Here is a 26,479-nt window from a genome sequence, read left to right on the forward strand (position 1 = left end):
AATCTGATCGCGATCAGCCGCGCAGCTTGCGCAGTTCCAGCTCACAGTGGAGCAGGAATTCGAAGGCTTCCATGTGGCGGCGCGCCTCGGCCATGGTGCGGCCCCAGGCGTACAAACCATGGCCGTCGATCAGATAGCCCCACAGCGGCTGGGTGTCGAGCAGGGCATCGACCTGGGCCGAGAGCACGTCCATGTCCTGGGTGTTGGCGAACACCGGCACATCGACCGCCATTTCATGGGTGCTGTTGCCGTGGAAGGCCTTGAGCAGCTCATAACCCTCCAGGCGGATATGGCCCTGCGGCGCATACAGGCGCGAGGCGATGGTCTGCACCGGCGAATGCGTGTGCAGCACGCAGCCGATCTCCGGGAACCGGCGGTACAGCTGGGTGTGCAGCAGCGTCTCGGCGGAGGGGCGCAGCGGGCGGCCGACGGCCTTGCCGTCGAAATCCACCACCATGATGTCGTCCTCCACCAGCCGGCCCTTGTCCTTGCCGGACACGGTGATCGCGGCGTGGCGGTCATCCAGGCGGTGGGAGAAGTTGCTGCTGGTGGCCGGGGTCCAGCCGGCGTGGGCCAGCTCGCGGACGTTGTCGATCAGCAGCTGGGCCAGTTCGCTCAGGCGCGCGGTGTCGTACGGGAAGGTGGGGGTGTTCATGCCGGTCATTTTAGCTAGGTCAACGGCTAAAAGCAGGTTCTATGCTTGGCCGGACGGGGTGGGGTTTGCGGGGGGCGCCGCAAGTACGTCCTTAGCCGAACCGGAAGTCGAAGGCCGAGTATTCGGCGTTGCATTTGACGTGGGCACCGTCACCCGCACGCTGTCAGAGGCGGGGTGGTGTGGGTTGGCGGGGGTATGAGCCGCATGGATGCGGCGACATAAGCCTCCAGGGATGGATTCACGGCGTCCCCCGCGAACCCTCACCACCCCGCCAAACCTAGGTCAGCAGCAGAGCCGAGTCTTCTGCTCTTGATCTGAGACGCAGACCTTACTTCCCGCGCAAGCGGCTATGGCGATACCCGTAGCAGAAGTAGATCGCGAAACCGCCCAGCGTCCAGAAGCCCATCAGCATCCAGTTGTGGGCCGTCATCGCCGTCAACAGCGCAATGCAGCTGAGCACGCCCAGGCTGCAGATCAGCCACGCCATCGGCATCCGGAACGGACGCGGCAGGTCCGGCTGGGTGCGGCGCAGGATCAACACGCCCGCGCAGACCGCCGCGAATGCGATCAGCGTGCCCATCGAGGTCAGCTCGCCGAGCACGTCCAGCGGGAACACCGCCGCCAGCAGCGCGATGCCGATGCCGGTGATCACGGTGTTGATGTGCGGCGTGCGGTACTTCGGGTGGATCTTGGTGAACAGCGGCGGCAGCAGGCCGTCGCGGCCCATGATCATGAAGATGCGCGGCTGCGCGATCACCATCACCAGCACGACCGAGGAGAGCCCGATCAGTGCGCCGATCTCCACGACCACGCGCAACCAGCCCAGCTGCGGGTGCGCCGCCACCGCGGTCACCACCGGCTCGTCCGTGCCCAGCAGCTGGTACGGCACCAGCCCGGTCATCACTGCGGCCATGGCGATGTACAGCACGGTGCAGATCACCAGCGAGAGCAGCATGCCGATGGGCATGTCGCGCTGCGGCTTGTGCGATTCCTGTGCGGCCACCGACACCGCCTCGAAACCGATGTAGGCGAAGAACACCATCGCCGCACCGCGGAGCACCCCATCGAAGCCGTACTTGCCGGGGCCCTCGTTCTCCGGAATGAACGGCGTCCAGTTGGCCGGATCAACGTACTTCCAGCCCACCACGATCACCAGCAGGATCAGTGCGGTCTTGAGCACCACCATCGCCATGTTCATCGCGGAGGACTTGCTGATGCCCACGTAGCACAGCCAGGTCAGCAGCAGCACCAGTACGGCGGCGGGGATGTTGGCGATCGCACCCGTCGGCCGCAGCTGGCCATCCAGCGGCGCACTGACCAGCGCCGCCGGTAGGTGGATATCGAAATGGCTGAGCAGGCTCAGGAAATAGCCGGTCCAGCTGACCGCCACGGCCGAGGCGGAGACGCCATATTCCAGCACCAGCATCCAGCCGATGAACCAGGCCGAGAGCTCGCCGAACGTGGCATAGGTATAGGTGTAGGCACTGCCGGAGACCGGCACCATTGCCGCGAACTCGGCGTAGGCCATCGCGCAGAACGCGCAGCAGATCGCCGCCAGCACGAACGACAGCATGATCGCCGGGCCGGCGTGGTTGGCCGCAGCCTGGCCGGTGATCACGAAGATGCCGCCGCCGATCACCGCGCCGATGCCCAGCGCGGTCAGGCCCCAGGGGCCGAGGGTACGGCGCAGGCTCAGGCCGTTGGCGTCTTCATGGGCGGCGTGCGGATGCTTGGTGGCCCACAGTTGCTTGAACATGGTTTGGTTTTTCTTCTCAGGCGCGACGTATCAAACGACCGGGCCGGCACTGGGCCGGCCCGGCAGCACTCAGGCGTTCTTCTTGTTCAGCTTGCTGTGGCGGATGCCGTAGCCGAAGTAGATCAGGGTCCCCAGCAAGGTCCAGCCAACAAACAGATGCCAATGCTCACGGAATGCCATGCCGAAGAGCGTCAAGCATGCCAGCGCGCCCAGCGGGCAGATCAGCCACGCGGCAGGCACGCGGAACGGCCGTTTCAGTTCCGGGCGGGTATAGCGCAGCACCAGTACGCCCACGCAGACGGTGGCAAACGCGAGCAGCGTGCCCATCGACACGAGTTCGCCGAGCACATTGAGAGGCATCAGACCGGCCAGCGCCGCTGCGATGACGCCGACAATGATGGTGGCCACATAGGGGGTCTTGAACCGTGCATGCACCTTGCCGAACAGCCTGGGCAGCAGGCCGTCGCGCGAGATGGTGTAGGCGATGCGGGTCTGGCCCATCATCATCACCAGCACCACCGAGGACAGACCTGCGATGGCGCCGACTTCAACGAAGGTCTTCAGCCACGACAGCTGCGGATGCGCTTCCAGCGCGGTCACCACCGGCTTGGCGGTACCGAGCTGGGTGTAGGGCACCAAGCCAGTCAGTACAAGGCAGACGATCACGTAGATGATGGTGCAGATGGCCAGCGAACCGAGCAGGCCGATCGGCATGTTGCGCTGTGGGTCCTTGGTTTCACCCGCGGCAGTGGACACCGCATCGAACCCGATGAACGCGAAGAACACGATGGAGCCAGCCCGAAGTACGCCGCTCCAGCCGAATTCGCCGAACGTGCCCGTGTTTTCCGGAACAAACGGGGTCCAGTTGGCGGGATCGATGTACGCCACACCAACGCCGATGAACAGGCAGATCACCGCGACCTTGATCGCGACGATGATTGCGTTGATGAACGTCGACTGGGTAATGCCGACGTACAGCAGGCCGGTGACCGCCGCGACGATCAGAACGGCGGGGAGGTTGAACAGCTTGCCCGAGGAAACGAATTGTCCTGCTTCCCAAGCCACAGGAGCCGACGCCAACGCGTCCGGGAAGGGCAGGTGCAGGGTCGTTGTGATGAAGCTGATCAAGTATGCCGACCAGGCCACCGCGACAGATGCCGAAGCGAACAGATACTCCAGTACCAAGCACCAGCCGATGAACCAGGCCATGCCTTCGCCCAACGTGGCGTAGGAGTAGGAGTAAGCGCTCCCGGAGACCGGCATCATTGCCGCGAACTCCGCATAGCACAGACCGGCAAGGGCGCAAGCCAGTCCGGCCGCAATGAAGGACAGAGTGACAGCAGGGCCGGCATGGAAGGCGGCCGCTTGGCCGGTCATGACGAAAATACCGGCACCAATCACCGCACCAATGCCGAGCAGGATGAGGTGTTTCGCTGTGAGGGTCCGTTTCAGTGTGGGCTCGCCGTCCAGGCTGCCTTCGATGGGTTCGCCAGCATCGACGTGGCCGGCCGGCTCGACCGGTTTGACCCTCAACAGAGACTTCAGCATGCAGTGCTTCCCTAAAATGAACAAAGGTGAGGCGCGCGGTACATTGCCGCACGCCCTGATGGCGACTGGGCGCCCCAGCGGTGCAGGGCCCGCTGTACCTTAGCCAAAGCTGAAGCCGCTGTACAAGCACAAATGCAGCATGGCCGAGCGATAATCGGCCAAATCCGCACGATGCCTGCACCTGCCATGTCGCTGAACCCTGAATCCGTTGCCATTCCTGACGCTGCCCTGCGCAGTCAGCTTGACGCTTACGCCCGCCGACACCCCGGGCACGCGGCATTGGCTGACGAATTCAGCACATTGCTGGACGATCCCGAGAACCCCTTCCTGCGCGAGCGTCTGGCCGGGCATTTCACCGGCAGCGCGTGGCTGGTCAGCGCCGACGGGCAGCGCGTGCTGCTCACCCATCACCGCAAGCTGGACCGCTGGCTGCAACTGGGTGGGCACGCCGATGGCGAGCGCGATCTGGCCCAGGTGGCGCTGAAAGAGGCCGAGGAGGAATCCGGGCTGACCGCGCTGGTGCTGGAAGATGGTGAACTGTTCGACATCGACAAGCACTGGATCCCCGAACGCACGGACGTGCCAGGCCATTGGCACTACGACGCCCGCTACGTGGTTCGGGCGCTGGGCAGCGAGCAGTTCGCGATCAGCGAAGAGTCACTGGCGCTGGCCTGGCGCGATATCCGTGACGTGGCCAATGCGGCGATCGAGACCCCGGATGGGGATGACTCCCTCCCGCGCATGGCCAAGCGATGGCTGGCGCGGTGATTCAATAAAGCACGCGGGTGCGTAGCGTGCCCGGGATGGCGGCCAGTTCGTCGCGCACGGCGCCGGCCTGGGCTTCGCTGGCGGTGATGTCGATCACCACGTAGCCCACCTTCGGGTCGGTGCGCAGGAACTGGCCGTCGATGTTGACGTTGTGGCGCGAGAAGATCTCGTTGACCTTGGACAGCACGCCCGGCACGTTCTGGTGGATGTGCAGCAGGCGCAGGCTCTCGGCGTGCTCGGGCAGCGTCACTTCCGGGAAGTTGACCGCCGACAGGGTGCTGCCGTTGTCGCTGTAGCGCACCAGTTTGGCCGCCACTTCCACACCGATGTTGTCCTGCGCTTCCAGTGTGCTGCCGCCCACGTGCGGGGTCAGGATCACGTTGTCGTGCGCGGTCAGCGGTGACACGAACGCATCGCCGTTGCCCTTGGGCTCCACCGGGAACACGTCCAGCGCCGCACCGCCCAGGTGGCCCGAACGCAGCGCTGCATCCAGAGCGTCGATATCGACCACGGTGCCGCGCGCGGCGTTGATCAGGTGCGCACCGGGACGCATCCGGGCCAGTTCATCGGCACCGATCATCCATTGTGTCGCCGGGGTTTCCGGCACATGCACTGTCACGATGTCGGCGCGCGACAGCAGGTCATCCAGGCTGATCGCCGCGCGGGCATTGCCCAGCGACAGCTTGGTTTCCACATCGTGGAAGATCACCTGCATGCCCATCGCTTCGGCCATCACGCCGACCTGGGTGCCGATGTGGCCATACCCGATGATGCCCAGCGTCTTGCCGCGCACTTCATGGCTGCCGGCGGCCGACTTGGACCAGCCGCCGCGATGGCATTCGGCGTTCTTCTGCGGGATGCCGCGGGTCAGCATGATCGCTTCAGCGATCACCAGCTCGGCCACGCTGCGGGTGTTGGAGTAGGGCGCGTTGAACACCGGGATGCCGGCCAGTTCCGCTGCCTCCAGGTCGACCTGGTTGGTGCCGATGCAGAAGCAACCGACCGCCATCAGGCGCTTGGCGTTGGCCAGCACATCCGCGCTGAGCTGAGTGCGCGAGCGGATGCCGACGATGTGGGCTTCGGCGATGCAGGCTTTCAGCTCGTCTTCCGGCAGCGCCTTGCTATGCAGTTCGATCTGCGAATAGCCGGCTGCGGTGAACACGTCGATCGCGGTCTGGCTGACCCCCTCGAGCAACAGTACGCGGATATCCTGCTTCGGGAACGAGGTCTTTTTCGGCGACATGGGCGGCGTGCGACGTATGGCGGTGGAGCCCCCAACTATGCCAGAAGCGGGCGGCGATGGTGCGGTGCGCCAATCAACGTCCGAACGGTTTCAGATGCACCTATTTTCGTGAGTGCGTGTGGCCGTCACAGGCGCGCCTGCTACTGGACGCGGCCGGTAGCGGCTGGCAGGCTTGCGGGCTCCCCCGGCACCGCCAGACGCCCCATGACCGATCCGCGCCTCGATTCGCTGTTGCTCGCTTGCCCCGGGCTGCGCCTGAAGACCGATCCAGCCGATCTGGAGCATTACGGCCGCGACTGGACCCGGCGCTGGACCCCGGCGCCGCTGGCGATCGCCCTGCCGGGCACGGTGGAGGAGGTGCAGGCGATCCTGCGCTGGGCGACCGCCCAGGGCGTGGCCGTGGTGCCCTCCGGTGGCCGCACCGGCCTCTCCGGTGGCGCGGTGGCCGCGCACGGTGAGCTGGTGCTCAGCCTGGAGCGGATGAACAAGCCGCTGGCCTTCGATGCGGTCGACCGCACGCTGACCGTACAGGCCGGTATGGCGCTGGAAGCGGTGCACAACACCGCACTCGAACACGGCCTGATCTATCCGGTGGATTTCGCCGCGCGCGGTTCGTGCTCGATCGGCGGCAACATCGCCACCAATGCCGGTGGCATCCGCGTGATCCGTTACGGCAACACCCGCGAGTGGATCGCCGGCCTGAAGGTGGTGACCATGGCCGGTGAGCTGGTCGAGCTCAACAAGGGCCTGATCAAGAACTCCAGCGGCTACGACTTCCGGCAACTGCTGATCGGCTCGGAGGGGACGCTCGGTGTGATCGTCGAAGCCACCTTGAAGCTGACCGACCCGCCGCCAGCCAGCAATGTGATGCTGCTGGCGCTGCCCTCGTTCGAGGTGCTGATGCAGGTGTTCGCCGCCTTCCGCGAGCGCTTGCAGCTGCAGGCCTTCGAATTCTTCACCGACCGCGCGCTTGAACATGTGCTGGCGCATGGCGCGCAGGCACCGTTCGACGAGGTTCATCCGTATTACGTGGTCACCGAGTTCGCGGCTGGCGATGAGGCGCAGGAAGCCGCAGCCATGGCGGCGTTTGAAGACTGCATGGAACATGGCTGGGTCAGCGATGGCGTGGTCAGCCAGAGCGATGCGCAGGCCGCGCAGCTGTGGCGACTGCGCGAGGGCATTACCGAAGCGGTGGCGCGCTACAAGCCCTACAAGAACGATGTCTCGGTGCGGATCTCGGCGATGCCGGCCTTCCTTGCCGAAACCCAGGCGCTGATCGGGCAGGCGTACCCGAAGTTCGAGGTGGTCTGGTTCGGCCACATCGGCGACGGCAACCTGCACATCAACGTGCTCAAGCCGGACGACACCGCCGATGCGGAGTTCCTGACCCAGTGCGAGCATGTGACCAAACTGCTGGCCGGCGTGCTTGCTCGTTTTGACGGCAGCATCTCGGCTGAACACGGGATCGGCCTGGTCAAGAAGGGCTACCTGGACAGCACGCGCAGCGCGCCGGAAATCGCACTGATGAAGGCGGTCAAACGTGCGTTTGATCCCCAAGCGCTGCTGAATCCCGGCAAGGTGTTCGACATCTGAGGCAAGACAGCGTTTCACGCAGCCTATACGCTCTGTGCTTTCCACCGCGAACGACACCCTGATGATGCGTCCGATCCTGCTTCTTGCCGTGCTCGCCCTGCCGTTGTCGGCGATGGCCTCCAGTTTTGCCGGCAGCTCTGCCGGTTCCGCCTCTGGCGCGTCCTCGGCCGGTTCGTCCAGCTCAAGCGATGACAAGATCGTGCTCGATGCGCGCGATGACGCCGCAGCCTTCGTGGCCAGCGACGGTGCCATCCGCGGTGCACGCCTGGAGGCGGCGCTGCTGCACCTGCGCGAGCAGAGCATGGCGCAGCAGCAGGCCAGTGACATGGCGCTGGCCAGGACCCTGCTGGCCCGCTGATGCGAACGCCGGGTCAGGTCCGCCGCTGGCGCTGGGCGGTCCTGATCGGGTGGCTCGCCGCGCCGTTCGCACATGCGGCGCTGCAGCTGGAGTTGCAGCCGCAGGGATTGAACGCGGCGCAGATCGTGGCCGCCGAGCGTGCGCTGCAGCAGGTACGGATGCGCATGCCCCCGCAGTGGCAGGCGCGCTTCCAGCAGCCTGTACAGGTGCGCTGGTCGGACACGCTCCCCGCGCACATACATGGCCGTGCCCGCAACGGCAGCATCACCCTGCAGCGCGCGTTGCTGGACACCGTGCAGGAGGGTCGGCCGCTGCCGCGGCCACTCGAAGCGGCGCTGATCCATGAACTGACCCATGTGCTGGATCGCTCGCCGCAGGGTGGATGGTCGCGCGATGGGCGCTGGCGCGATCTGGCCGGCTGGCAGCGGCGGCCGTGGAAGCTGGGCCGCACCGGCAACGCGTTCAGTGGCCGCAGCCCGGATGCCTACGAGCGCGCGAGCCCGGCCGAGTTCCTGGCGGTCAACGCCGAGCACATGCTGCTCGATCCTGACTACGCCTGCCGCCGGCCGGCCGTCGCTGCGTGGTTCACCGAGCACCTGGGCGCGACTGGGCGCACAGCCGACTGCGATGCCCGCCTCCCGTTGATGCAGGCCGAAGAAGAGGCCGGTGCCGCGACCCTGCTTGAGCTGGATCCGGCCCGGGTCTACGCCGTCGACTACCTGCTCGCCGAAGGCAACGACCAACTGATGAGCCGCTGGGGCCACAGCATGCTGCGGCTGGTGATCTGCGCACCGGGCCGGCCGCGCGGGCCGGCCTGCCGCATGGATTTGTCCCATCACCGGGTGCTGTCCTACCGCGCCTTCGTGGGGGATGTGCAGATCTCCAGCTGGCGTGGGCTGACCGGCTCTTATCCCTCCCGATTGTTCGTGCTCCCGCTCAACCAGGTCATCAACGAATACACCCAGCTGGAACTGCGCGGCCTTTCCTCGGTACCGCTGGCCTTGGATGCGCACGATGTCGCCAACCTGATCGAACGTGTCGCGCAGGTGCACTGGAGCTATGACGGCCGCTACCTGTTTGTCAGCAACAACTGCGCGGTGGAGACCGGCAAGCTGCTGCAGGAAGGGGTGCCACGCCTGGCGTCGCCCGGATTGAATCGCCTCACACCGCGCGGTCTGCTGACCCGCCTTGAGCGACAGGGCGTGGCCGACGCCAGCGTGCTGGCGGATCGTGAGCAGGCAACGCGGCAGGGCTACTACTTCGCCTCCGCCGAAGATCAATACCAGCAGTTGTTCGATGCAGCCCGGCAACACCTGCCGCTGGACACGACAACGGTCGGCGATTGGTTGCGGCAGCCAGCCAGCGCGCGTGCGCGCTGGGTGGAGCAGGGCGACCTGCGGGCCACGGCGGCCATGCTGTTGCTGGAGCAGGCGGCGCTGCGGCGCGAAGAACTGCGCGCACGCGATGTGCTCAAGCGCCTGCTCGGTCGTCCAGACACGGGCGGCGCAGCGGCGCGCGACAGCGTGCGCGCGTTGCTCGAGGACACCGGACAACTGGTCAGCCCGGCGGCGCTGGTGACCGGCGGTGGCTACGGGTTGCCGGCCGCCGACGAGCGCCTCCAGGCCGCCGACGCTGCGGCGCAGCTCAGTGCGCAGGGCGTACCGGCCTGGAAGGCGCTGCAGCAGCAGCTCAAGCAACGCCTGCCGCAGGCACAGCAGCACGAACTGGCCATGATCGACAGCAACCTGGCACGGCTGGGCGCGCGCATGCGTGCGCTGGCGCGAGAGGACGAAGGACGGGTCGCAGCGCACTGAACCGCGCGTTCAGTGATGCCCGCGAGGTCAGCCTCGCTTCACCTGCTCTCACAGCGCGGCAGGTACGATCAAGTGTTGTTGACGTTATCGCAAGGAGTCCCTCATGCGCGCATCTCCCTGGTTGTTGAGCCTGGCCATTACCGGCGCACTCGCCGCCTGCCAGCCGGCCAGTCAGACCAGCCCCGCCGCCGATGGCAGTGAAGCCCCCCCGCCGATCAATGCGTCCACCGCTGAAGAGCGCGCGTATGCGTTCCGCTGTGGGGAGCTGGAAGTGCATGCCACCTATCGGGGTCAGGATTCGGCCACCGTAGTGGTGGGCGACCGCACTTTCCCGATGTCCTCCCAGCCCGCAGCATCGGGCGCGAAGTACGGTGACGGGCAGGGCAACGAATTCTGGACCAAGGGCACCACCGAGGGCAGCCTGATTCTCAACGGCGAGCCGGACCGCACCTGCACCGGCACCGGCGAGCAGGGCGGCGAAGCACCGCCGGTCAATGCCACGGCTGACGCAACTGATGCTGATGCTTCAGGCGGCTTCCGTGCGACCGGCAACGAGCCGGGCTGGCTGGCCCAGGTGGCGGCGGGTGCCGCGCCGGCGCTGCACATCGAACTGGACTACGGCGAGCGCACGCTCGAGATTGCCAGCCCCACGCAGGGCCGGGACGGCTGGTCCGGCAATGCGGCCGATGGCACGCCGGTCAAGCTGACCTTCCAGCGCACGGTGTGCCAGGACGATATGAGTGGGCAGGCCTTCGGTGCCACGGCCATGCTGACCGTTGGCGCGCGCCAGTACCACGGCTGTGGTGATTTCGCCGGCGCGCCATCGTTGGCGGCCAAGCCCTGATCGAGTTGAAGACGCCGGATGCGCGCGTGCGCGTCGGGTGAACCGTTACATGCCGCGCGGGCAGGGGTTGGGTAGCACGCGGCTGTCGGCATCCAACGCGAGTTCGTTGCGGGTGCCCAGCAGCATCAGCTCGGTGTGCACCAGGCAGTTGTCGGCATGCCGCTGCAGGAGGAGATTGAACACCCCGGCGCGGTCGTCGCAGTACGCGTGGATCGCATACGCCAGCTCGCGGGCGCGGTCCTCGTCGTAGGCTTCTTCGCCAGCGAAGTGCTGGCAGGCGCTTTCGCGCGTCAGGAAGGCCTGCACGTCGCCCGGCATCGCGCAGTACATGCGGATGTCCTCGGCCACGAACACCTGTGCGGGCACTTCGCAGCGCGCATTGCTGTTGCTGCTGTCGGAGATCGCGCCCGGAGCCGACGCATCCAGCGTCTCACGCTCCACTGCCCGCGGCGAGCACGCCGCGAGCAGCAGGAGCAGGACGATCAGTACGGACCGCTTAGTCGGCACGGCCGGCGAATTCACCGGTGGTGGTGTTGACCAGCACGCGTTCGCCATTGGCGATGTACTCCGGCACCATGATCTCGATGCCGGTGTTGAGCTTGGCCGGCTTCGGGCGCTTGGTGGCGGTGCCGCCCTTGAGTTCCGGCGGGGTCTCGACCACTTCCAGCACGACGCTGGTCGGCAGCTGCACGCCCACCGGGGTCTCGTCGATCACCTGCACGTAGATGCCGGTCAGGCCGTCGGTGATGTAGCCGGCGTCGTCGCCGAGCACGTCCGCATCGACCATGTACGGGGTGTAGTCCTCGTCATCGAGGAAGACGAAGGCGTCGCCATCCATGTACGAGTAGGTCGCCTGGCGGCGCAGCAGCTCGACTTCCGGCAGGTTGTCATCGGCGTCGAAGCTGGAGTCGAGCTTGTTGCCGCCCGGCACGCTGTACATGATGAAACGGAAGCGGACATTGCCGCCGCGGCCCTGCGGCGAGCTGCGTTCGATGTCGCGGATCTGGTAGACGCCGTTGTTGAATTCGACGACGTTGCCTTTCTTGATGTCGCTGGCTTTCATGGGAATGAAGGTCGGTTCGTGGAGGTGGCGGGTGCCGTAACCGGGCACCCAGCGGGTTGCGTGCTCGCTTACTTCGGCGCCAGACGCACGGCGCCGTCAAGGCGGATGGTCTCGCCGTTGAGATAGGTGTTGCCCAGGATATAGGCGACCAGGCCGGCGAAATCCTCCGGCTTGCCCAGGCGGGGCGGGAACGGAATGGACGCGGCCAGCGATTCCTGCACGGCCGGCGGCATCCCATCCACCATCGGGGTCCAGAAGATGCCCGGGGCGATGGTCATCACGCGGATGCCGAAGCGCGACAGTTCGCGGGCCATCGGCAGGGTCATGCTGACCACGCCGCCCTTGGAGGCGGCATACGCGGCCTGGCCGATCTGGCCTTCGTAGGCCGCCACGCTGGCGGTGTTGATGATCACGCCGCGCTCGCCGTCGTCGCCCGGAGTGTTGTGCTGCATGCGGTTGGCGGCGGCCTTGGCGACGTTGAAGCTGCCGACCAGGTTGACCATCACCGTGCCCTGGAAGTTGGCCAGCGGCATCGGTGCTTCTTTGCCCAGCACGCGGCCGGCGCCGAGAATGCCGGCGCAGTTGATCGCGGTGTTCAGCCCGCCCAGGAAATCGCAGGCGGCATCGATCTGCGCGGCGACGGCGGCTTCATCGCTGACGTTGGTGCGGTAGTAACGTGCATTGGCCTCACCCAGCTCGGCCACGGCGGCTGCGCCCTTGTCGTCATTGAGGTCGAACAGGGCCACCTTGGCGCCGTTGGCGACCAGGTGCTGGGCCACGGACAGGCCGAGGCCGGAGACACCGCCGGTGATGACGGCGCGGACAGAAGACAGCTGCATTGCACGATCCCGCTGGTTCAAGAACCGCCGATTCTAACGGAAGCGGCCGCGATCACCGTTGTGCACTGCCCACCGCGACCTTTGCGCGCAGGGCCAGGCGGCGGGCGAACTCCTCCGGTGCCAGCCCCGGCGCGAACAGGAAGCCCTGGCCGACAGAGACCCCCAACGTCTGCAGGAACTGGCGCTGCGCCTCCGATTCCACGCCCTCGGCGACCAGCCCCAGCCCGAGGCTGCGGGCGATCCCGCAGACCGCTTCGCAGACCGCCACGTCCGAGCGGTTGCCCGGCACGCCCTCCACGAACAGCTGGCTCAGTTTGAGCCCGTGGATCGGCAGCCGACGCAGGTAGTTCAGCGCGCTGTAGCCTTCGCCGAAGTCGTCGATGGTGAGCAGTACGCCCATCTCGCGCAGCCGGGCGAAGGTCTGCAGGGTGTCCGGTGCGTCCTCGATCAACACCCGCTCGGTGAATTCCAGTTCCAGCGCGCTGCCGGGCAGGTGGAATTCGTCAAGCACCGCGCGTACGTGCCGGGCCAGATCCTCGCCGACGAACTGTCGGTAGGACACATTCACCGCCACCCGCACGATGCCCAGCCCCTCATCCTGCCATTGGCGCACTTGGCGGCAGGCCTCCCGCAGCACCCACAGGCCGATCCGGACGATGTCGCCGGTGCTTTCGGCATGGGCGATGAAGATATCCGGGCGCAGCTCGCCCAGCTGCGTGTTGCGCCATCGGATCAAGGCCTCGGCCGCGACCAGCTGGCCGCTGTGCAGGTTGACCTGCGGCTGGTAGACCAGATGGAACTCATCATCGTCCAGCGCGCGGTGCAGGCGGCTTTCGATCTGCAGGCGATCATGCTGGCGCTGGGCCAGCTCGGGCGAGAACACCTGCCAGCCGTTGCGGGTGCGCCGCTTGCAGTCGTACATCGCGATGTCCGCGTTCTGGATCAGCTGTTGCGGGCGCAGGCCGTCCTGCGGGGCCCGCGCGATGCCGATGCTGGTGGTTACCGGGAACTCGTCGGCACCAAAGCGGAACGGGGTACTGAAGGCGCGGGTGATCGCCGCAGCCAGCCGCTCGGGCTGGTCGGCCTGGTCGCGGGTATCGCAGATCACCAGGAACTCGTCGCCGCCGAAACGGGCCAGCAGCCCCTCGGTGCCGATCGCCGTGGCGATGCGGCGGGTGGCATCGATCAGCAGCTCGTCGCCCGCGTTATGGCCGAGCAGGTCGTTGACGGTCTTGAACCGGTCCAGATCGATGTACAGCACCGCGACCCGGCAGTGCGTCGGGTTGGCCATGCGCGTGGCCAGGTCATTGAGCACGGCATCGCGGTTCATGATGCCGGTCAGGGGATCGGTGCGCGCCTGGATGCGCAGCGTCTCCTCGGCCTGCTTGCGCGCGGTGATGTCCTGCACCGTGCCGGCGATGCGCGCGGCATCGACGTCGCCGGCCTCGGCCTCGCCGATCATCCGCACCCAGAACGAGTGACCGTCGCTGCGCTGGCCCTGCAGCTCCAGCTCGAAGGAGACCTGCTTGTCGATCACGTCCAGCAGTGCCTGCTGCAGCTGCGCGCGGTCATCCAGACGCAGGCATTCGAGCAGTTCGGCCATGTCGCGCATCGGCAGCGCCTGGCCGAGGATGCGGGTCGCCTCGTCGGTCAGGTACAGGCGCTGCAGGCCGCGGTCCCATTCCCAGCCACCGATGTGCGCCAGCGACTGCGCGCGGTCGAACAGGGTGTTGTTGCGCTTGAGTTCGGTGATGTCACTGAACAGGCCGAACACGTGGTCCGGTGCATCGCGCCCATTGCCGTACACCGGCACGTTGGTGGTGGAGATCCAGATCATGCGGCCACGCGGGCGGTGGTACAGGCCGACGATGGTGCTGCGCACGATGCGCCCGGTCTGCAGCGAGACGGCGGCCGGCCACTGTTCGCGGGTGAGCGGGTGGCCGTGCTCGTCCACGCTGATCCAGTCTTCCGGCGCCAGCATCGCCTGCAGGCTGCCGCCATTGCCGGCAATGCCGAGGATGCGGTGCGCGGCCGGGTTGGCGGACACGACCCGCAACTGGCGGTCGAACAGGATCACGCCCTTGTCGATCGACTCCATCAACAGCCGGTAGCGCGACTCGGCCTGCCAGCGGCTGCTCAGGTCGCGCGCCACCGCCACGATGCAGTGCTCGCCCTGATGTTCGAAGCCGGCCGAATGCACCTCTACCGGGAAGCGGCTGCCGTCGCCGCGCATGTTGGTGACTTCGATGACGTAGGTTTCGCCCTGGCGCAGCGCCTCCCAGACCGGATCCAGATGATCGTTCGGCAGGTCCGGGTTCAACAGCTCGATCGGCTGGCCGATGATCTCCTCGCGCGGGCGGCCGTAGGCGCGCACGCCCGCCTTGTTGAGGTCCAGCACGACGCCATCTTCGCTCAGGATGCTGACCGGATCGGGCACGGCATCGAACAGGGCAGCGTACCGGCGCAGCGCCAGCTGGCGCTCATCCATGGCTTCCTGCAGCGCCTGCTGGACCTCTTCCAGCAGGCCATGCAGCTCGCCGGGCGAGCGTGCCAGTGCGCGATCCAGGGCGGCCAGCGCGTGGACGTGGGCGGTGAGGTGATCACCGACCGCAGCGTCCTTGCGCGGGCCGCCCTGTTTCATGTCGCCGCCAGAGCCTTGCCGGTTTTGCTGCCGGTCTCGCGCCCCAGGCGTGCGGCCAGCCAGCGCCCGGTGCTGGCGAGCGCGGGCAGGTCGATGCCGGTACGCATGCCGATGCCGTGCAGCATGTAGACCACATCTTCGCTGGCGACATTGCCGCTGGCACCCTTGGCGTACGGGCAGCCGCCGGCACCGGAGACGGCCGAGTCGACCACGCGCACACCTTCTTCCAGGCAGGCATCGATGTTGGCCAGTGCCTGGCCGTAGGTGTCGTGGAAATGCACGGCCAACGCGTCCATCGGCAGCTCGCTGGCGACGGCCTTGAGCATCGCGCGCGCTTTGCGCGGCGTGCCGACGCCGATGGTGTCGCCGAGCGAGATTTCGTAACAGCCCATCTCATGCAGCGCGCGGGCGACGCGGACCACCTCGCTCACCGCGACCTCGCCCTGGTAGGGGCAGCCGAGCACGGTGGACACATAGCCACGCACCTTGACCCCATCGGCCTTGGCACGTTCCAGGATGGGCGCGAAGCGCGCCAGCGACTCATCGATGCCGGCGTTGGTGTTGGTGCGGTTGAAGGTTTCCGAAGCAGCGGTGAACACCGCCACTTCCTGCACTCCCACCGCCAGGGCGCGGTCGTAACCCTGTTCGTTCGGCACCAGTACCGGGTAGGCGATGCCCGGCACACGGGTGATGCCGGTGTAGACCTCGGCGGCATCGGCCAGCTGCGGCACCCAGCGCGGGCTGACGAAACTGGTGGCTTCGATGGTACGCAGGCCGGTGAGCGAGAGCTGGCGGATCAGCTCGATCTTGTCGGCGGTGGCGACCGGCTGGGCCTCGTTCTGCAGCCCGTCGCGCGGGCCGACCTCGACGATGCGGACGAAATCATCCATGTGCCAGCGCTCCACGAACGGAGCGGCGGACGACCAGCGGGGGGCGGGGTGGGGTAGAGATCACGGAGAGTCCTGTCAGACGAAAGGCGGCCCACGGTCCCCGGCGGGCCACGAAAAGGGGATACGCGGGATGGGCGGCAAAGCGGCCATCCCGGTGGTGTGAGGTCAGCCGGGGTGGTGGCAGACCGCCTCGATGTTGTTGCCGTCCGGGTCGAGCACGAACGCCCCGTAATAGTCGGGGTGGTAATGCTCGCGGATGCCCGGGGCGCCGTTGTCGGTACCGCCGGCCGCCAGGGCGGCGCGGTGGAAGGCGTCCACGTCGGCGCGGCTGGTTGCACTGAAGGCCAGATGCACGCCGCCATGCGCGCCGGGGGCACTGCCGATCCAGAAATCCGGTTTGCCGGTACGGCCGAAGCCAGCATGGTCATGGTCGCCGGTCTGGGCGGCCGATACCTGCATCACCACCGAGATGCCCAGCGGGGCAAGGGCCTGCTGGAAGAACGCCAGGCTGCGCGGAAAATCGGCGCAGCGGATGCCCACATGATCGAGCATGACTTCTCTCCTCAGTCCTGGGTGACCCAATGGGGGGAACGCTTGTCGAGGAAGGCGCCCAGGCCCTCCTGGCCTTCGGCCGAGACCCGCAGCCGGGCGATCAGGGCTGCATTGTCACGGTCGGTGGCGTCGCGGTCGCGGCCCAGCGCCACGCGCCGGACCAGATCCTTGGCCGAAGACGAGGCGACAGGGCCGGCCTTGTCGAGCAGGCCCAGCTGGCGCTGCACGGCCTCATCGATGCGTTCGGGCTCGATCAGCTGGTGGACCAGCCCGATGCGCAGGGCGGTCTCCGCGTCGAAATGCTCGCCGGTGGCAAACCAGCGGCGGGCTTGGCGCGGGCCGATCGCGTCGATCACATACGGCGAAATGACCGCCGGGAGCAGGCCCAGGCGGCTCTCGGTCAGGCCGAAGCGGGCGCTGGTGCTGGCGATGGCGATATCGCAGCAGGCCACCAGGCCGACCCCGCCACCGAAGGCGGCGCCCTGGACGCGGGCGATGGTCGGCTTGGGCAGCTCGTCCAGGGTCCGCATCAGGCGGGCCAGGGCGAGCGAGTCCTGGCGGTTGTCCTCCTCGCTGGCGGCTGCCATGCCGCGCATCCACTGCATGTCCGCACCCGCCGAGAACGAGGCGCCTTCGCCGGCCAGCACCACCGCGCGGACGCGGTCGTCGCGCCCGGCGGCCTCCAGGGCGGCGGTGAGCTGGGCGATCAACGAGGCGTCGAAGGCGTTGTGCAGGGCGGGGCGGTTCAACCACAGGGTCAGCACCGAGGCGCTGCGTTCAATCCGTAGTGCATCACTCATGGGTCGGCTTGCTCCATAACATGTACAGATCATAGCGGGCCATCGGTCACGGGCAATGACGCGGCGCGGCGATGGTAGAATTGATAACCATTCCTATCATCGAGAAGGCGCTCCGTGACGTTGTCCGATCTGGCGCTGTACGACTCCGCCCTGGTGGAGTCCGTGCAGGAACTACACGCAAACGATGCGATCGCCCGCCGACTGAAGGAGCTTGGCTTCGTCAAAGGGGAAGAAGTGCGTCTGGTAGCCCGTGGTCCAGTGGGCGCCGAGCCGCTGCTGGTGCAGGTCGGGTTCACGCGCTTCGCGCTGCGCCGCAGTGAGGCGGCCCGCATCGTGGTGACCGCGCTGAACGCCCAGGAGGCCCGCGCATGAGCGCTGTGACCAACGCGCTGCGCATCGCCCTGGTGGGCAATCCCAACAGCGGCAAGACCGCGCTGTTCAACCAGCTCACCGGCAGCCGCCAGAAGGTGGCCAACTACACCGGCGTCACCGTCGAGCGTAAAGAGGGTCGCCTGCGCGCGCCGTCGGGCCGCGAGTTCGCCGTGCTCGATCTGCCGGGCGCCTACAGCCTGCAGCCGGCCAGCCTGGATGAGGCGATCACCCGCGACCTGTGCCGGGGCTTCTACCCGGGCGAGGCCGCGCCGGACGTGCTGTTGTGCGTGATCGATGCGACCAACCTGCGCCTGCACCTGCGCTTCGCGCTGGAACTGCGCGAGCTGGGCAAGCCGATGATCGTGGCGCTGAACATGGTCGATGCGGCCGAGCGACGCGGCATCAAGATCGACGTGCCCGCGCTGGAACAGGCGCTGGGCGTGCCCGTGGTGGAAACCGTGGCGGTGCGCCGCAACGGCGCCGCCAAGCTGGTCGAGCGCCTGGATGCGATGGTGCCGCACCTGCAGGCCCCGGTGGCGGTGCCCGCTGCCGAGACCGACTATCACGCCCAGGTGCGCGACATTCTGGGCAGCGCGGTGAGCATGCCCACGCGTACGGCCAAGATCGATGACGCGCTGGACCGCTGGCTGCTGCACCCGGTGTTCGGGCTGCTGACCCTGGCCGTGGTGATGTTCCTGATCTTCCAAGCCGTCTACGCCTGGGCGACGCCGGTGATGGACCTGATCGAAGCGGGTACCGGTGCGCTCGGTGAGTGGGTGGGTGGCGCGTTGCCGGAAGGTCCGCTCAACAGCCTGCTGACCGACGGCATCATCGCCGGCGTCGGCGGCGTGATCATTTTCCTGCCGCAGATCCTGATCCTGTTCGCCTTCATTCTGGCGCTGGAGGAGTCCGGCTACCTGCCGCGTGCCGCCTTCCTGCTGGACCGCATGATGGCCGCGGCCGGCCTGTCCGGGCGCTCGTTCATCCCGCTGCTGTCCAGCTTCGCCTGCGCGGTGCCGGGCATCATGTCCACCCGCAGCATCCAGGACCCGCGCGACCGGCTCGCCACGATCCTGGTGGCCCCGTTGATGACCTGTTCGGCGCGTCTGCCGGTGTATGCGCTGCTGATCGGCGCCTTCATCCCGCAGAAGCAGATCTGGGGCGTGTTCAACCAGCAGGGGCTGGTCCTGTTCGGCCTGTACGCGGCCGGTATCGTCAGCGCGCTGCTGATGTCCTGGACGATGAAGAAGTGGCGCCGCGACAAGAGCGAGCACCCGCTGATGCTGGAGTTGCCGTCCTACCGCATTCCGCACCCGCGCGATCTGGCGGTCGGGCTGTACGAGCGCGGCATGATCTTCCTCAAGCGCGTCGGCGGCATCATCCTGGCGCTGACCATCCTGCTGTGGTTCCTGCTGTCCTTCCCGGGCGCGCCGGAGAACGCGACCATGCCGGCGATCGACTACAGCTTCGCCGGGCAGATCGGCCACGCCATGGCCGTGTTCTTCGCGCCGCTGGGCTTCAACTGGCAGATCTGCATCGCGCTGATCCCGGGTCTGGCTGCGCGTGAAGTGGCGGTCGCCTCGCTGGCGACGGTGTACGCGCTGTCGGCTGCCGATGACGACGCTGCCAGCCAGGCGCTGACCCCGCTGATCAGCGATGGCTGGTCGCTGGCCACCGCGCTGTCGCTGCTGGTCTGGTACATCTACGCCCCGATGTGCATCTCCACGCTGGCCACGATCAAGCGTGAGACCAACTCGTGGAAGCAGATGGGCTTTGCCACGTTCTACCTGTTCGCGGCTGCCTACATCGCCTCGCTGATCACCTACCAGGTGACCGTGGCCCTGGGCGGCGGCTGATGGAGACCGGGCTGCTGCTGCAGTACGCCGTGATCGCGCTGGCCGTGGTGGTCAGTGCGTGGGTGGTGATGAAGAAGCAGTTCCCGGGCACCGTGCGCAAGGTGCGCGGGGCGATCGCGCTGGGGCTGGTGAAGCCGCAGCGCGCCGCCTGGCTGCAGGCGCTCGGCCGGAAGATGGCGCCACCGGTCACCGGTGGCGGTGGGGCCTGTGGTGGATGCGACAGTTGCGGGCCGACCCCGCCAAAGCAGCACTGAGCGGCGCCAAAACCGCTTGTGCAGCCGCGCCACCACCCGCTAGCCTGCATGCATGACTACCACTCCCCTACGTTTGCTCATCCACGGTGCCTCCGGCCGCATGGGCCAGGCACTGCTCCGCCTTGCCGCTGACAACGCCGCCCTGCAGGTTGTCGCTGCCGTGAACCGCCGCTCACCCGCCCAGCGCGTGGTCGAGGGCGTGCCGCATTTCGCCAGCAGTGAGCTGGCCGGTGCCCCCCAGTTCGATGTCGCCATCGATTTCAGCCTGCCCGAGGGCTTCGACCCGGTGCTGGCGCTGTGTGTGGAGCGGGGCGCGGGTTTCGTGTCCGGTACCACCGGCATCAGCGAGGCGCAGCGTCAGGCGCTGATCCAGGCCGCGGGCCGGATTCCGCTGGTCTGGGCCTCCAACTTCAGCCTCGGCGTGGCGGTGCTGGATGAACTGGTCGAGCGGGCGGCAGCGGCGCTGGCCGGCTGGGACTGCGACATCGTCGAATCCCATCACACCCAGAAGAAGGACGCGCCCTCCGGCACGGCCCTGACGCTGGGCGCGGCGGCGGCGAAGGGTGGGGCGCAGCCGCACTATGCCAGCCTGCGTGCCGGCGACATCGTCGGCGAGCACCTGGTCCAGTTCACTGGGCTGGGCGAGCGTATCGAGCTGACCCACCGTGCCACCAACCGGGACATCTTTGCCCGTGGGGCCTTGTTTGCGGCCAGCCAGCTGCCGGGCCGCGCGCCGGGCAGCTACCGGGTCCGGGACCTGCTGGACGGGGCCACGCCGCCGCCGGCCGTCTGAATGGGGAACACGGCGCAGGCCTGAACCGGCGCTGCGCCTTCTGTCAGGCTGAACAGGGCAATTGCACGCGGATACTGGCGTCGCACCCGGGTTCCCTTTACAATTCCCGCTCGCCGAATCACGACAGCCGGACCGGTCCAGAACCGCAGTCCGCGCTTTTTTGCAGCCGCTTTTTCGTGAAGCGCAGGCGTGACTTCGGTGACCCCTCGGTAGCCAAAGTGAGATTTCCGTGACCCAAGCCGCAATCCTCGTCCTCGAAGACGGCACCGTATTCGAGGGCGAATCCGTAGGCGCGCCCGGCCTGTCCGTCGGTGAGGTGGTGTTCAACACCGCCATGACCGGCTATCAGGAAGTGTTGACCGATCCTTCCTACGCCCGGCAGATGGTCACGCTGACCTACCCGCATATCGGCAACACCGGCATGACCGACCAGGACGATGAAGCGGCCAAGGTGTGGTCGGCCGGCCTGATCGTGCGCGATGTGCCGCGCCGCCCGAGCAACTGGCGCAGCCAGGTGTCGCTGCAGGATTGGCTGATCCAGCGCGGCGTGGTGGCCATCTCGGGCATCGATACCCGCAAGCTGACCCGCATCCTGCGCGAGCGCGGCGCCCAGAACGGTGCGCTGATGGCGGGCGAAGGGCTGAACGTTGAAACGGCGCTGGAAGCAGCACGCAAATTCCCGGGCCTGAAGGGCATGGATCTGGCCAAGGTGGTCAGCACCGACAAGCGCTACACCTGGAGCGAGGGCCAACTGGATCTGGACAGCAACGCCTTCGTCAACGCCGCACCGCGCTTCAAGGTGGTGGCCTATGACTTCGGCGCGAAGCTGAACATCCTGCGCATGCTGGCCGAGCGCGGTTGCGAGCTGACCGTGGTGCCGGCGCAGACCCCGGCGGCCGAGGTGCTGGCGATGAACCCGGACGGCGTGTTCCTGTCCAACGGCCCGGGCGATCCGGAGCCGTGCGACTACGCGATCGCTGCTATCAAGACCTTCCTCGAGAAGAAGGTGCCGGTCTTCGGCATCTGCCTGGGCCATCAGCTGCTGGCGCTGGCCTCCGGTGCGAAGACGGTCAAGATGGGCCACGGACATCACGGCGCCAACCACCCGGTCCAGGACCTGGACGGCGGCCGCGTGATGATCACCTCGCAGAACCATGGTTTCGCGGTCGATGAGGCCTCGCTGCCGTCCACCCTGCGCGTGACCCACCGCTCGCTGTTCGACGGCACCAACCAGGGCATCGCGCGCACCGACGTGCCGGCGTTCTCGTTCCAGGGCCATCCGGAAGCCTCGCCGGGCCCGCATGATGTCGGTCCGTTGTTCGACCGGTTCGTTGCGATGATGGCCGAGGCGAACGCTTGATGCGCAGCCACGCGCTGCTGCTGTCGTTGTTGTGCGTCACCGGTGTGGCCCACGCCGCACCGGCCACCGATGCCGAGGTAAAGGCGGTCATGCAGCAGTTGAGCATGGGCACCCTGGGCAAGGACATGGCCAAGATGATGGTCGACAACCTGCCGGCCCTCGACAGCCTGCCCGAGGCTGACCGCGAGTGCGCGCACACCCCGATCAAGGACCTGCTTGATGCGGAGTTCCGTCGCTCGGTGATCGCCGGTCTCGGTACTGATGGCGATGAGGTGATCGCCGAGTGGTCGCGCTTCCTGGCCACGCCCGCTGGCAAAGGTCTGGCCTCGGCATTTGCCGCGGCCGGCCCGGAAACGATGGCGGCCAGGACCCACGCGGTTCTGAGCGAAAAAGAGCGCGCTGATGCAGCGGCGTTTCTCGCCAGCCCGGCCTACACCCGCTTCATCGCCACATTCGATACCGAATCGGGGCTGCCCGACGACATCGGCGTGCAGTTGGCGAAAGGGCTGCAGGACCAGTGCCGGATCGTACTGGCACCGGACGAGATCGCCTGATGGACAGTGTGCGTTCACTCCGCCTTGTCATGCCGCACCGCACATGCTGACGTCGCGTACCTCCTGCGTCGCCGTGCTGGTTCGTGCCGGGATGCTGTCGGCGCTGGCCATGGCCCCATCGATGGCGATGGCGCAGGCCGGTGGTCACGCGCAGCGGGTCGGCCAACTGGTGGAGCAGGTACGGTGGCAACGGACGCTGGCCCTGATCGCCGACGGTCTGGTGGCCGACGACGACCGCCTGGGTGCTTTGGATGGCCCGCAGCGCGCCTGCGTCACGCAGGTGCTCAACCTCACCCTGGATGAGATGACGCGCGAGCGGCTGGCTGAGCGGATGACCAGCGCGCAGGTCCAGCACTGGCTGGATTTTGGTGACACCCCGGCCGGCGCTTCGTTCATGGCCGCTTTCGCGGCCAACGCACAGGCGCAGCTGGTGTCGGGCGACGACAGCCAGGCTCCGTTGCCGCCGGCAGCGTATCGCGCGGAGGCCGAAACCTTCATGGCGTCGGCGCCGTTCGCGGCCTTCGTCAATGCGCTGTCGGGCCAGCCCACTTTCAGCTTCAAGCGATCACAGCAATTGCATCAACGGTTCCAGTCAGACTGCGGTGTCAGCAGTCCCCAAGCTACTTGATCGACAGCGTGCGATCAGTTCCCCCCGCCACGCTGTACTGACTTAGAGAAGACAATGCCCAAGCGCACTGACCTTAAAACCATCCTCATCATCGGTGCTGGCCCGATCGTCATCGGCCAGGCCTGTGAGTTCGACTACTCTGGCGCGCAGGCCTGCAAGGCGCTGCGCGACGAGGGTTACCGCGTGGTGCTGGTCAACAGCAATCCGGCCACCATCATGACCGACCCGGAGATGGCCGACGCCGTCTACATCGAGCCGATCAACTGGCAGACAGTCGAGAAAATCATCGCCAAGGAAAAGCCCGATGCGCTGCTGCCGACCATGGGTGGCCAGACCGCGCTGAACTGCGCGCTGGACCTGGCCGACAACGGCGTGCTGGAGAAGTACAACGTCGAGCTGATCGGCGCCAAGCGCGATGCGATCCGCATGGCTGAGGACCGCGAGCTGTTCCGCGTGGCCATGGGCGAGATCGGCCTGGAGTGCCCGTCGGCGGCGGTGGCGCACACGCTGGAAGAAGCGATCGAGATCCAGACCCGCGTCGGCTACCCGACCATCATCCGCCCCAGCTTCACCTTGGGCGGCAGCGGTGGCGGCATCGCCTACAACCGCGAAGAGCTGGTCGACATCGTAACCCGCGGCCTGGAACTGTCGCCGACCACCGAAGTGCTGGTGGAAGAGTCGGTGCTGGGCTGGAAGGAATTCGAGATGGAGGTGGTGCGCGACGCCGCCGACAACTGCATCATCGTCTGCTCGATCGAGAACCTGGACCCGATGGGCGTGCATACCGGTGACTCGATCACCGTGGCCCCGGCCCAGACCCTGACCGACAAGGAATACCAGCGCCTGCGCGATGCCTCCATCGCCGTGCTGCGCAAGATCGGCGTGGATACCGGCGGCTCGAACGTGCAGTTCGGCATCAGCCCGACCACCGGCCGCGTGGTGGTGATCGAGATGAACCCGCGCGTGTCGCGTTCCTCGGCGCTGGCCTCCAAGGCCACCGGTTTCCCGATCGCCAAGGTCGCGGCCAAGCTGGCCGTGGGGTACACCCTGGACGAATTGAAGAACGAAATCACCGGTGGACTGACCCCGGCCTCGTTCGAGCCGTCGATCGATTACGTCGTCACCAAGATCCCGCGCTTCGCCTTCGAGAAGTTCCCGGCGGCCGATGCACGCCTGACCACCCAGATGAAATCGGTGGGCGAGGTGATGGCGATGGGCCGCACCTTCCAGGAGTCGCTGCAGAAGGCGCTGCGTGGCCTGGAAACCGGCAAGATCGGCCTGGACCCGACCGGTCTGGACCTGTCCAACGAGGACGACATCACCACGCTCAAGCGCGAGCTCAAGGCCCCGGGTCCGGAGCGTCTGTTCTTCGTCGGTGATGCGTTCCGCGCCGGTTTCAGCGTGGAAGAGGTGTTCGCGCTGTCGCACATCGACCCGTGGTTCCTGGATCAGATCGAAGAAATCATCCAGGCCGAGGCCGAGGTGGCTGCCGATGGCATCGACGCGCTGGACGCCGTGCGCCTGCGCAAGCTCAAGCGCGCCGGTTTCTCCGACGCCCGCCTGGCCGAGCTGACCGGCACCAACGAAGCGGCCGTGCGCGCACTGCGCCGTGCCCACAAGGTGCGCCCGGTGTACAAGCGCGTGGATTCCTGCGCCGCCGAGTTCGCCACCAGCACCGCGTACCTGTACTCGACCTACGAGGACGAGTGCGAAGCCGCACCGAGCAACCGCGACAAGATCATGATCCTGGGTGGCGGTCCGAACCGCATCGGCCAGGGCATCGAGTTCGACTACTGCTGTGTGCACGCTGCGCTGGCGCTGCGCGATGATGGCTTTGAAACCATCATGGTCAACTGCAACCCGGAAACTGTCTCCACCGATTACGACACCTCCGACCGCCTGTACTTCGAGCCGCTGACGCTGGAAGACGTGCTGGAAATCGTCGAGCTGGAACAGCCGAAGGGCGTGATCGTGCAGTACGGCGGCCAGACCCCGCTGAAGCTGGCGCGCGCGCTGGAAGCCAACGGCGTGCCGGTGATCGGCACCTCGCCGGACTCCATCGATCTGGCCGAAGACCGCGAGCGGTTCCAGCAGCTGGTCGACAAGCTCGGCCTGAAGCAGCCGCCGAACCGCATCGCCCGCAACGACCAGGAAGCGCTGCTGCTGGCCCGCGAAATCGGCTACCCGCTGGTGGTGCGCCCGAGCTACGTGCTGGGCGGCCGTGCGATGGAAATCGTCTACGGTGAATCCGATCTGGCCCGCTACGTCCGCGACGCGGTGAAGGTCTCCAACGATTCGCCCGTGCTGCTGGACCGCTTCCTGGACAACGCCGTGGAAGTGGACGTGGATATCATTGCCGACAAGGACGGTAATGTTCTGATCGGCGGCGTGATGGAGCACATCGAAGAAGCCGGCGTGCATTCGGGCGATTCGTCCTGCTCGCTGCCGCCGTACTCGCTGTCGGCAGAAACCCAGGCCGAGCTGCGTCGCCAGGTGGTGGAGCTGGCCAAGGCCCTGAACGTGGTTGGCCTGATGAACACCCAGTTCGCGATCCAGGCCGGCGAGAACGGCGAAGACATCGTCTACCTGCTGGAAGTGAACCCGCGTGCCTCGCGCACCGTGCCGTTCGTGTCCAAGGCCACCGGCATGCCGCTGGCCAAGATCGCCGCGCGCTGCATGGCCGGCAAGACGCTGGCCGAGCAGGGTGCGACCAAGGAAATCGTGCCGGGCTACTACTCGGTCAAGGAAGCGATCTTCCCGTTCGCCAAGTTCCAGGGCGTCGATCCGATCCTCGGGCCGGAGATGCGTTCCACCGGTGAGGTGATGGGCGTGGGCCGCAGCTTCAGCGCCGCCTTCGCGCGTGCGCAGGAAGCCGGTGGCATCAAGGCGCCGCCGCTGGGCAAGGCGTTCGTGTCGGTCCGTGATCCGGACAAGAAGCGCGTGCTGCCGGTCGCCAAGGCGCTGGTCGAGCGCGGCTACACCCTGGTCGCCACCCGTGGCACCGGCGCGTGGCTGCAGGAGCACGGCATGACCTGCGAAATCGTCAACAAGGTGGTCGAAGGCCGTCCGCACATCGTCGATTCGATCAAGAACGGCGAGATCGTCTACATCGTCAACACGACCGAAGGTCGCGCGGCGATCAACGACTCCTTCTCGATCCGTCGCGAAGCGCTGCAGCATCGCGTGACCTATTCGACCACCATCGCCGGCGCCATGGCGCTGGTGCAATCACTGGAATTCCGCGGGACCGGCCCGGTCTGGTCACTGCAGGAACTGCACAAGGAGTTGAACGCATGAG

24 protein-coding genes are annotated in these 26,479 nt (G+C 66.9%); 13 read left to right on the top strand and 11 right to left on the bottom strand.

Translation table 11 applies throughout. The features are described 5' to 3' along the window. Nucleotides 1–13: 13 nt before the first annotated feature. The 3 genes from ABE464_RS02175 to ABE464_RS02185 form a co-directional block, all read right to left on the bottom strand. A complete protein-coding gene (locus ABE464_RS02175) occupies nt 14–655 on the bottom strand; it encodes a methylthioribulose 1-phosphate dehydratase (RefSeq protein ID WP_293982938.1) in 642 nt (213 codons plus the stop codon). A gap of 328 nt (nt 656–983) precedes the next feature. Further along, on the bottom strand, nt 984–2,411 hold the full coding sequence (locus ABE464_RS02180) for an amino acid permease (RefSeq protein WP_346470539.1): 1,428 nt from the start codon (nt 2,409–2,411) through the stop codon (nt 984–986). A gap of 69 nt (nt 2,412–2,480) precedes the next feature. Then, nucleotides 2,481–3,959 (bottom strand): amino acid permease, encoded by a 1,479-nt coding sequence (locus ABE464_RS02185; protein ID WP_346470540.1) that lies wholly within the window; start codon nt 3,957–3,959, stop codon nt 2,481–2,483. 186 nt (nt 3,960–4,145) lie between these two features. Here ABE464_RS02185 and ABE464_RS02190 point away from each other — a divergent pair, with 186 nt between their 5' ends. Continuing rightward, on the top strand, nt 4,146–4,727 hold the full coding sequence (locus ABE464_RS02190; protein ID WP_346470541.1) for an NUDIX hydrolase: 582 nt from the start codon (nt 4,146–4,148) through the stop codon (nt 4,725–4,727). A 1-nt stretch (nt 4,728) separates the two neighbouring features. On the opposite strand, the gene serA is transcribed toward ABE464_RS02190, so the two are convergent. Beyond that, nucleotides 4,729–5,970 (bottom strand): phosphoglycerate dehydrogenase, encoded by a 1,242-nt coding sequence (gene serA, locus ABE464_RS02195; protein ID WP_346470542.1) that lies wholly within the window; start codon nt 5,968–5,970, stop codon nt 4,729–4,731. 204 nt (nt 5,971–6,174) lie between these two features. Between serA and ABE464_RS02200 the strand changes: the two genes are divergently transcribed. The 4 genes from ABE464_RS02200 to ABE464_RS02215 all read left to right on the top strand — a co-directional run bounded on the left by ABE464_RS02200 (nt 6,175) and on the right by ABE464_RS02215 (nt 10,579). Beyond that, on the top strand, nt 6,175–7,563 hold the full coding sequence (locus ABE464_RS02200; protein WP_346470543.1) for an FAD-binding oxidoreductase: 1,389 nt from the start codon (nt 6,175–6,177) through the stop codon (nt 7,561–7,563). Nucleotides 7,564–7,624: 61 nt separating this feature from the next. Continuing rightward, nucleotides 7,625–7,921: a DUF2388 domain-containing protein gene (locus ABE464_RS02205; RefSeq protein ID WP_346470544.1), complete on the top strand. Its 297-nt coding sequence runs from the start codon at nt 7,625–7,627 to the stop codon at nt 7,919–7,921. Next, the gene (locus ABE464_RS02210; RefSeq protein WP_346470545.1) at nt 7,921–9,735 is read left to right on the top strand and encodes a DUF4105 domain-containing protein; all 1,815 of its coding nucleotides are present in this window, start codon (nt 7,921–7,923) and stop codon (nt 9,733–9,735) included. Before ABE464_RS02205 ends, ABE464_RS02210 begins: the two co-directional genes overlap by 1 nt. 103 nt (nt 9,736–9,838) lie before the next feature. Then, nucleotides 9,839–10,579 carry an MliC family protein gene (locus ABE464_RS02215; RefSeq protein WP_346470546.1) on the top strand — a complete coding sequence of 247 codons (741 nt, stop codon included), beginning with the start codon at nt 9,839–9,841 and terminating at the stop codon, nt 10,577–10,579. A 45-nt stretch (nt 10,580–10,624) separates the two neighbouring features. Here ABE464_RS02215 and ABE464_RS02220 read toward each other — a convergent pair whose 3' ends face one another. The 7 genes from ABE464_RS02220 to ABE464_RS02250 form a co-directional block, all read right to left on the bottom strand. Beyond that, nucleotides 10,625–11,086 (bottom strand): hypothetical protein, encoded by a 462-nt coding sequence (locus ABE464_RS02220; RefSeq protein ID WP_346470547.1) that lies wholly within the window; start codon nt 11,084–11,086, stop codon nt 10,625–10,627. Next, nucleotides 11,076–11,642, bottom strand: a complete 567-nt coding sequence (yeiP, locus tag ABE464_RS02225) for an elongation factor P-like protein YeiP (RefSeq protein WP_019182972.1) — start codon at nt 11,640–11,642, stop codon at nt 11,076–11,078. The genes ABE464_RS02220 and yeiP overlap by 11 nt, the downstream gene beginning before the upstream one ends. Nucleotides 11,643–11,710: 68 nt before the next feature. Continuing rightward, nucleotides 11,711–12,481, bottom strand: a complete 771-nt coding sequence (locus tag ABE464_RS02230; protein ID WP_346470548.1) for an SDR family NAD(P)-dependent oxidoreductase — start codon at nt 12,479–12,481, stop codon at nt 11,711–11,713. A gap of 52 nt (nt 12,482–12,533) precedes the next feature. Next, complete coding sequence (locus ABE464_RS02235) at nt 12,534–15,122, bottom strand: EAL domain-containing protein (protein WP_346470549.1); 2,589 nt, start codon at nt 15,120–15,122, stop codon at nt 12,534–12,536. Continuing rightward, entirely contained in the window at nt 15,119–16,012 is an 894-nt protein-coding gene (locus ABE464_RS02240; protein ID WP_346468387.1) for a hydroxymethylglutaryl-CoA lyase, read from the bottom strand. The genes ABE464_RS02235 and ABE464_RS02240 overlap by 4 nt, the downstream gene beginning before the upstream one ends. A gap of 165 nt (nt 16,013–16,177) precedes the next feature. Beyond that, nucleotides 16,178–16,564: a VOC family protein gene (locus ABE464_RS02245; RefSeq protein WP_346470550.1), complete on the bottom strand. Its 387-nt coding sequence runs from the start codon at nt 16,562–16,564 to the stop codon at nt 16,178–16,180. An 11-nt stretch (nt 16,565–16,575) separates the two neighbouring features. Next, complete coding sequence (locus tag ABE464_RS02250; protein ID WP_346468385.1) at nt 16,576–17,364, bottom strand: enoyl-CoA hydratase-related protein; 789 nt, start codon at nt 17,362–17,364, stop codon at nt 16,576–16,578. Between the two features lie 114 nt (nt 17,365–17,478). On the opposite strand from ABE464_RS02250, the gene ABE464_RS02255 reads away from it, so the two are divergent. The 8 genes from ABE464_RS02255 (at nt 17,479) to carB (ending at nt 26,478) form a co-directional block, all read left to right on the top strand. Then, nucleotides 17,479–17,736, top strand: a complete 258-nt coding sequence (locus ABE464_RS02255) for a FeoA family protein (RefSeq protein WP_346470551.1) — start codon at nt 17,479–17,481, stop codon at nt 17,734–17,736. Then, nucleotides 17,733–19,592, top strand: a complete 1,860-nt coding sequence (gene feoB, locus ABE464_RS02260; protein WP_346470552.1) for a ferrous iron transport protein B — start codon at nt 17,733–17,735, stop codon at nt 19,590–19,592. The genes ABE464_RS02255 and feoB overlap by 4 nt, the downstream gene beginning before the upstream one ends. Next, the gene (locus ABE464_RS02265) at nt 19,592–19,846 is read left to right on the top strand and encodes a DUF6587 family protein (RefSeq protein WP_346470553.1); all 255 of its coding nucleotides are present in this window, start codon (nt 19,592–19,594) and stop codon (nt 19,844–19,846) included. Before feoB ends, ABE464_RS02265 begins: the two co-directional genes overlap by 1 nt. Nucleotides 19,847–19,898: 52 nt before the next feature. After that, on the top strand, nt 19,899–20,639 hold the full coding sequence (gene dapB / locus ABE464_RS02270) for a 4-hydroxy-tetrahydrodipicolinate reductase (RefSeq protein WP_346470554.1): 741 nt from the start codon (nt 19,899–19,901) through the stop codon (nt 20,637–20,639). A 229-nt stretch (nt 20,640–20,868) separates the two neighbouring features. Next, the gene (gene carA / locus ABE464_RS02275; RefSeq protein ID WP_346470555.1) at nt 20,869–21,999 is read left to right on the top strand and encodes a glutamine-hydrolyzing carbamoyl-phosphate synthase small subunit; all 1,131 of its coding nucleotides are present in this window, start codon (nt 20,869–20,871) and stop codon (nt 21,997–21,999) included. Beyond that, nucleotides 21,999–22,553, top strand: a complete 555-nt coding sequence (locus ABE464_RS02280; RefSeq protein WP_346470556.1) for a hypothetical protein — start codon at nt 21,999–22,001, stop codon at nt 22,551–22,553. The genes carA and ABE464_RS02280 overlap by 1 nt, the downstream gene beginning before the upstream one ends. Nucleotides 22,554–22,596: 43 nt before the next feature. After that, a complete protein-coding gene (locus tag ABE464_RS02285) occupies nt 22,597–23,181 on the top strand; it encodes a hypothetical protein (RefSeq protein ID WP_346470557.1) in 585 nt (194 codons plus the stop codon). Between the two features lie 54 nt (nt 23,182–23,235). Beyond that, nucleotides 23,236–26,478, top strand: a complete 3,243-nt coding sequence (carB, locus tag ABE464_RS02290) for a carbamoyl-phosphate synthase large subunit (RefSeq protein ID WP_346470558.1) — start codon at nt 23,236–23,238, stop codon at nt 26,476–26,478. The last annotated feature ends 1 nt before the right edge of the window (nt 26,479 follow it).

This window comes from Stenotrophomonas sp. TWI587 (genome assembly GCF_039674145.1).
Classification (GTDB): domain Bacteria; phylum Pseudomonadota; class Gammaproteobacteria; order Xanthomonadales; family Xanthomonadaceae; genus Stenotrophomonas; species Stenotrophomonas maltophilia_AY.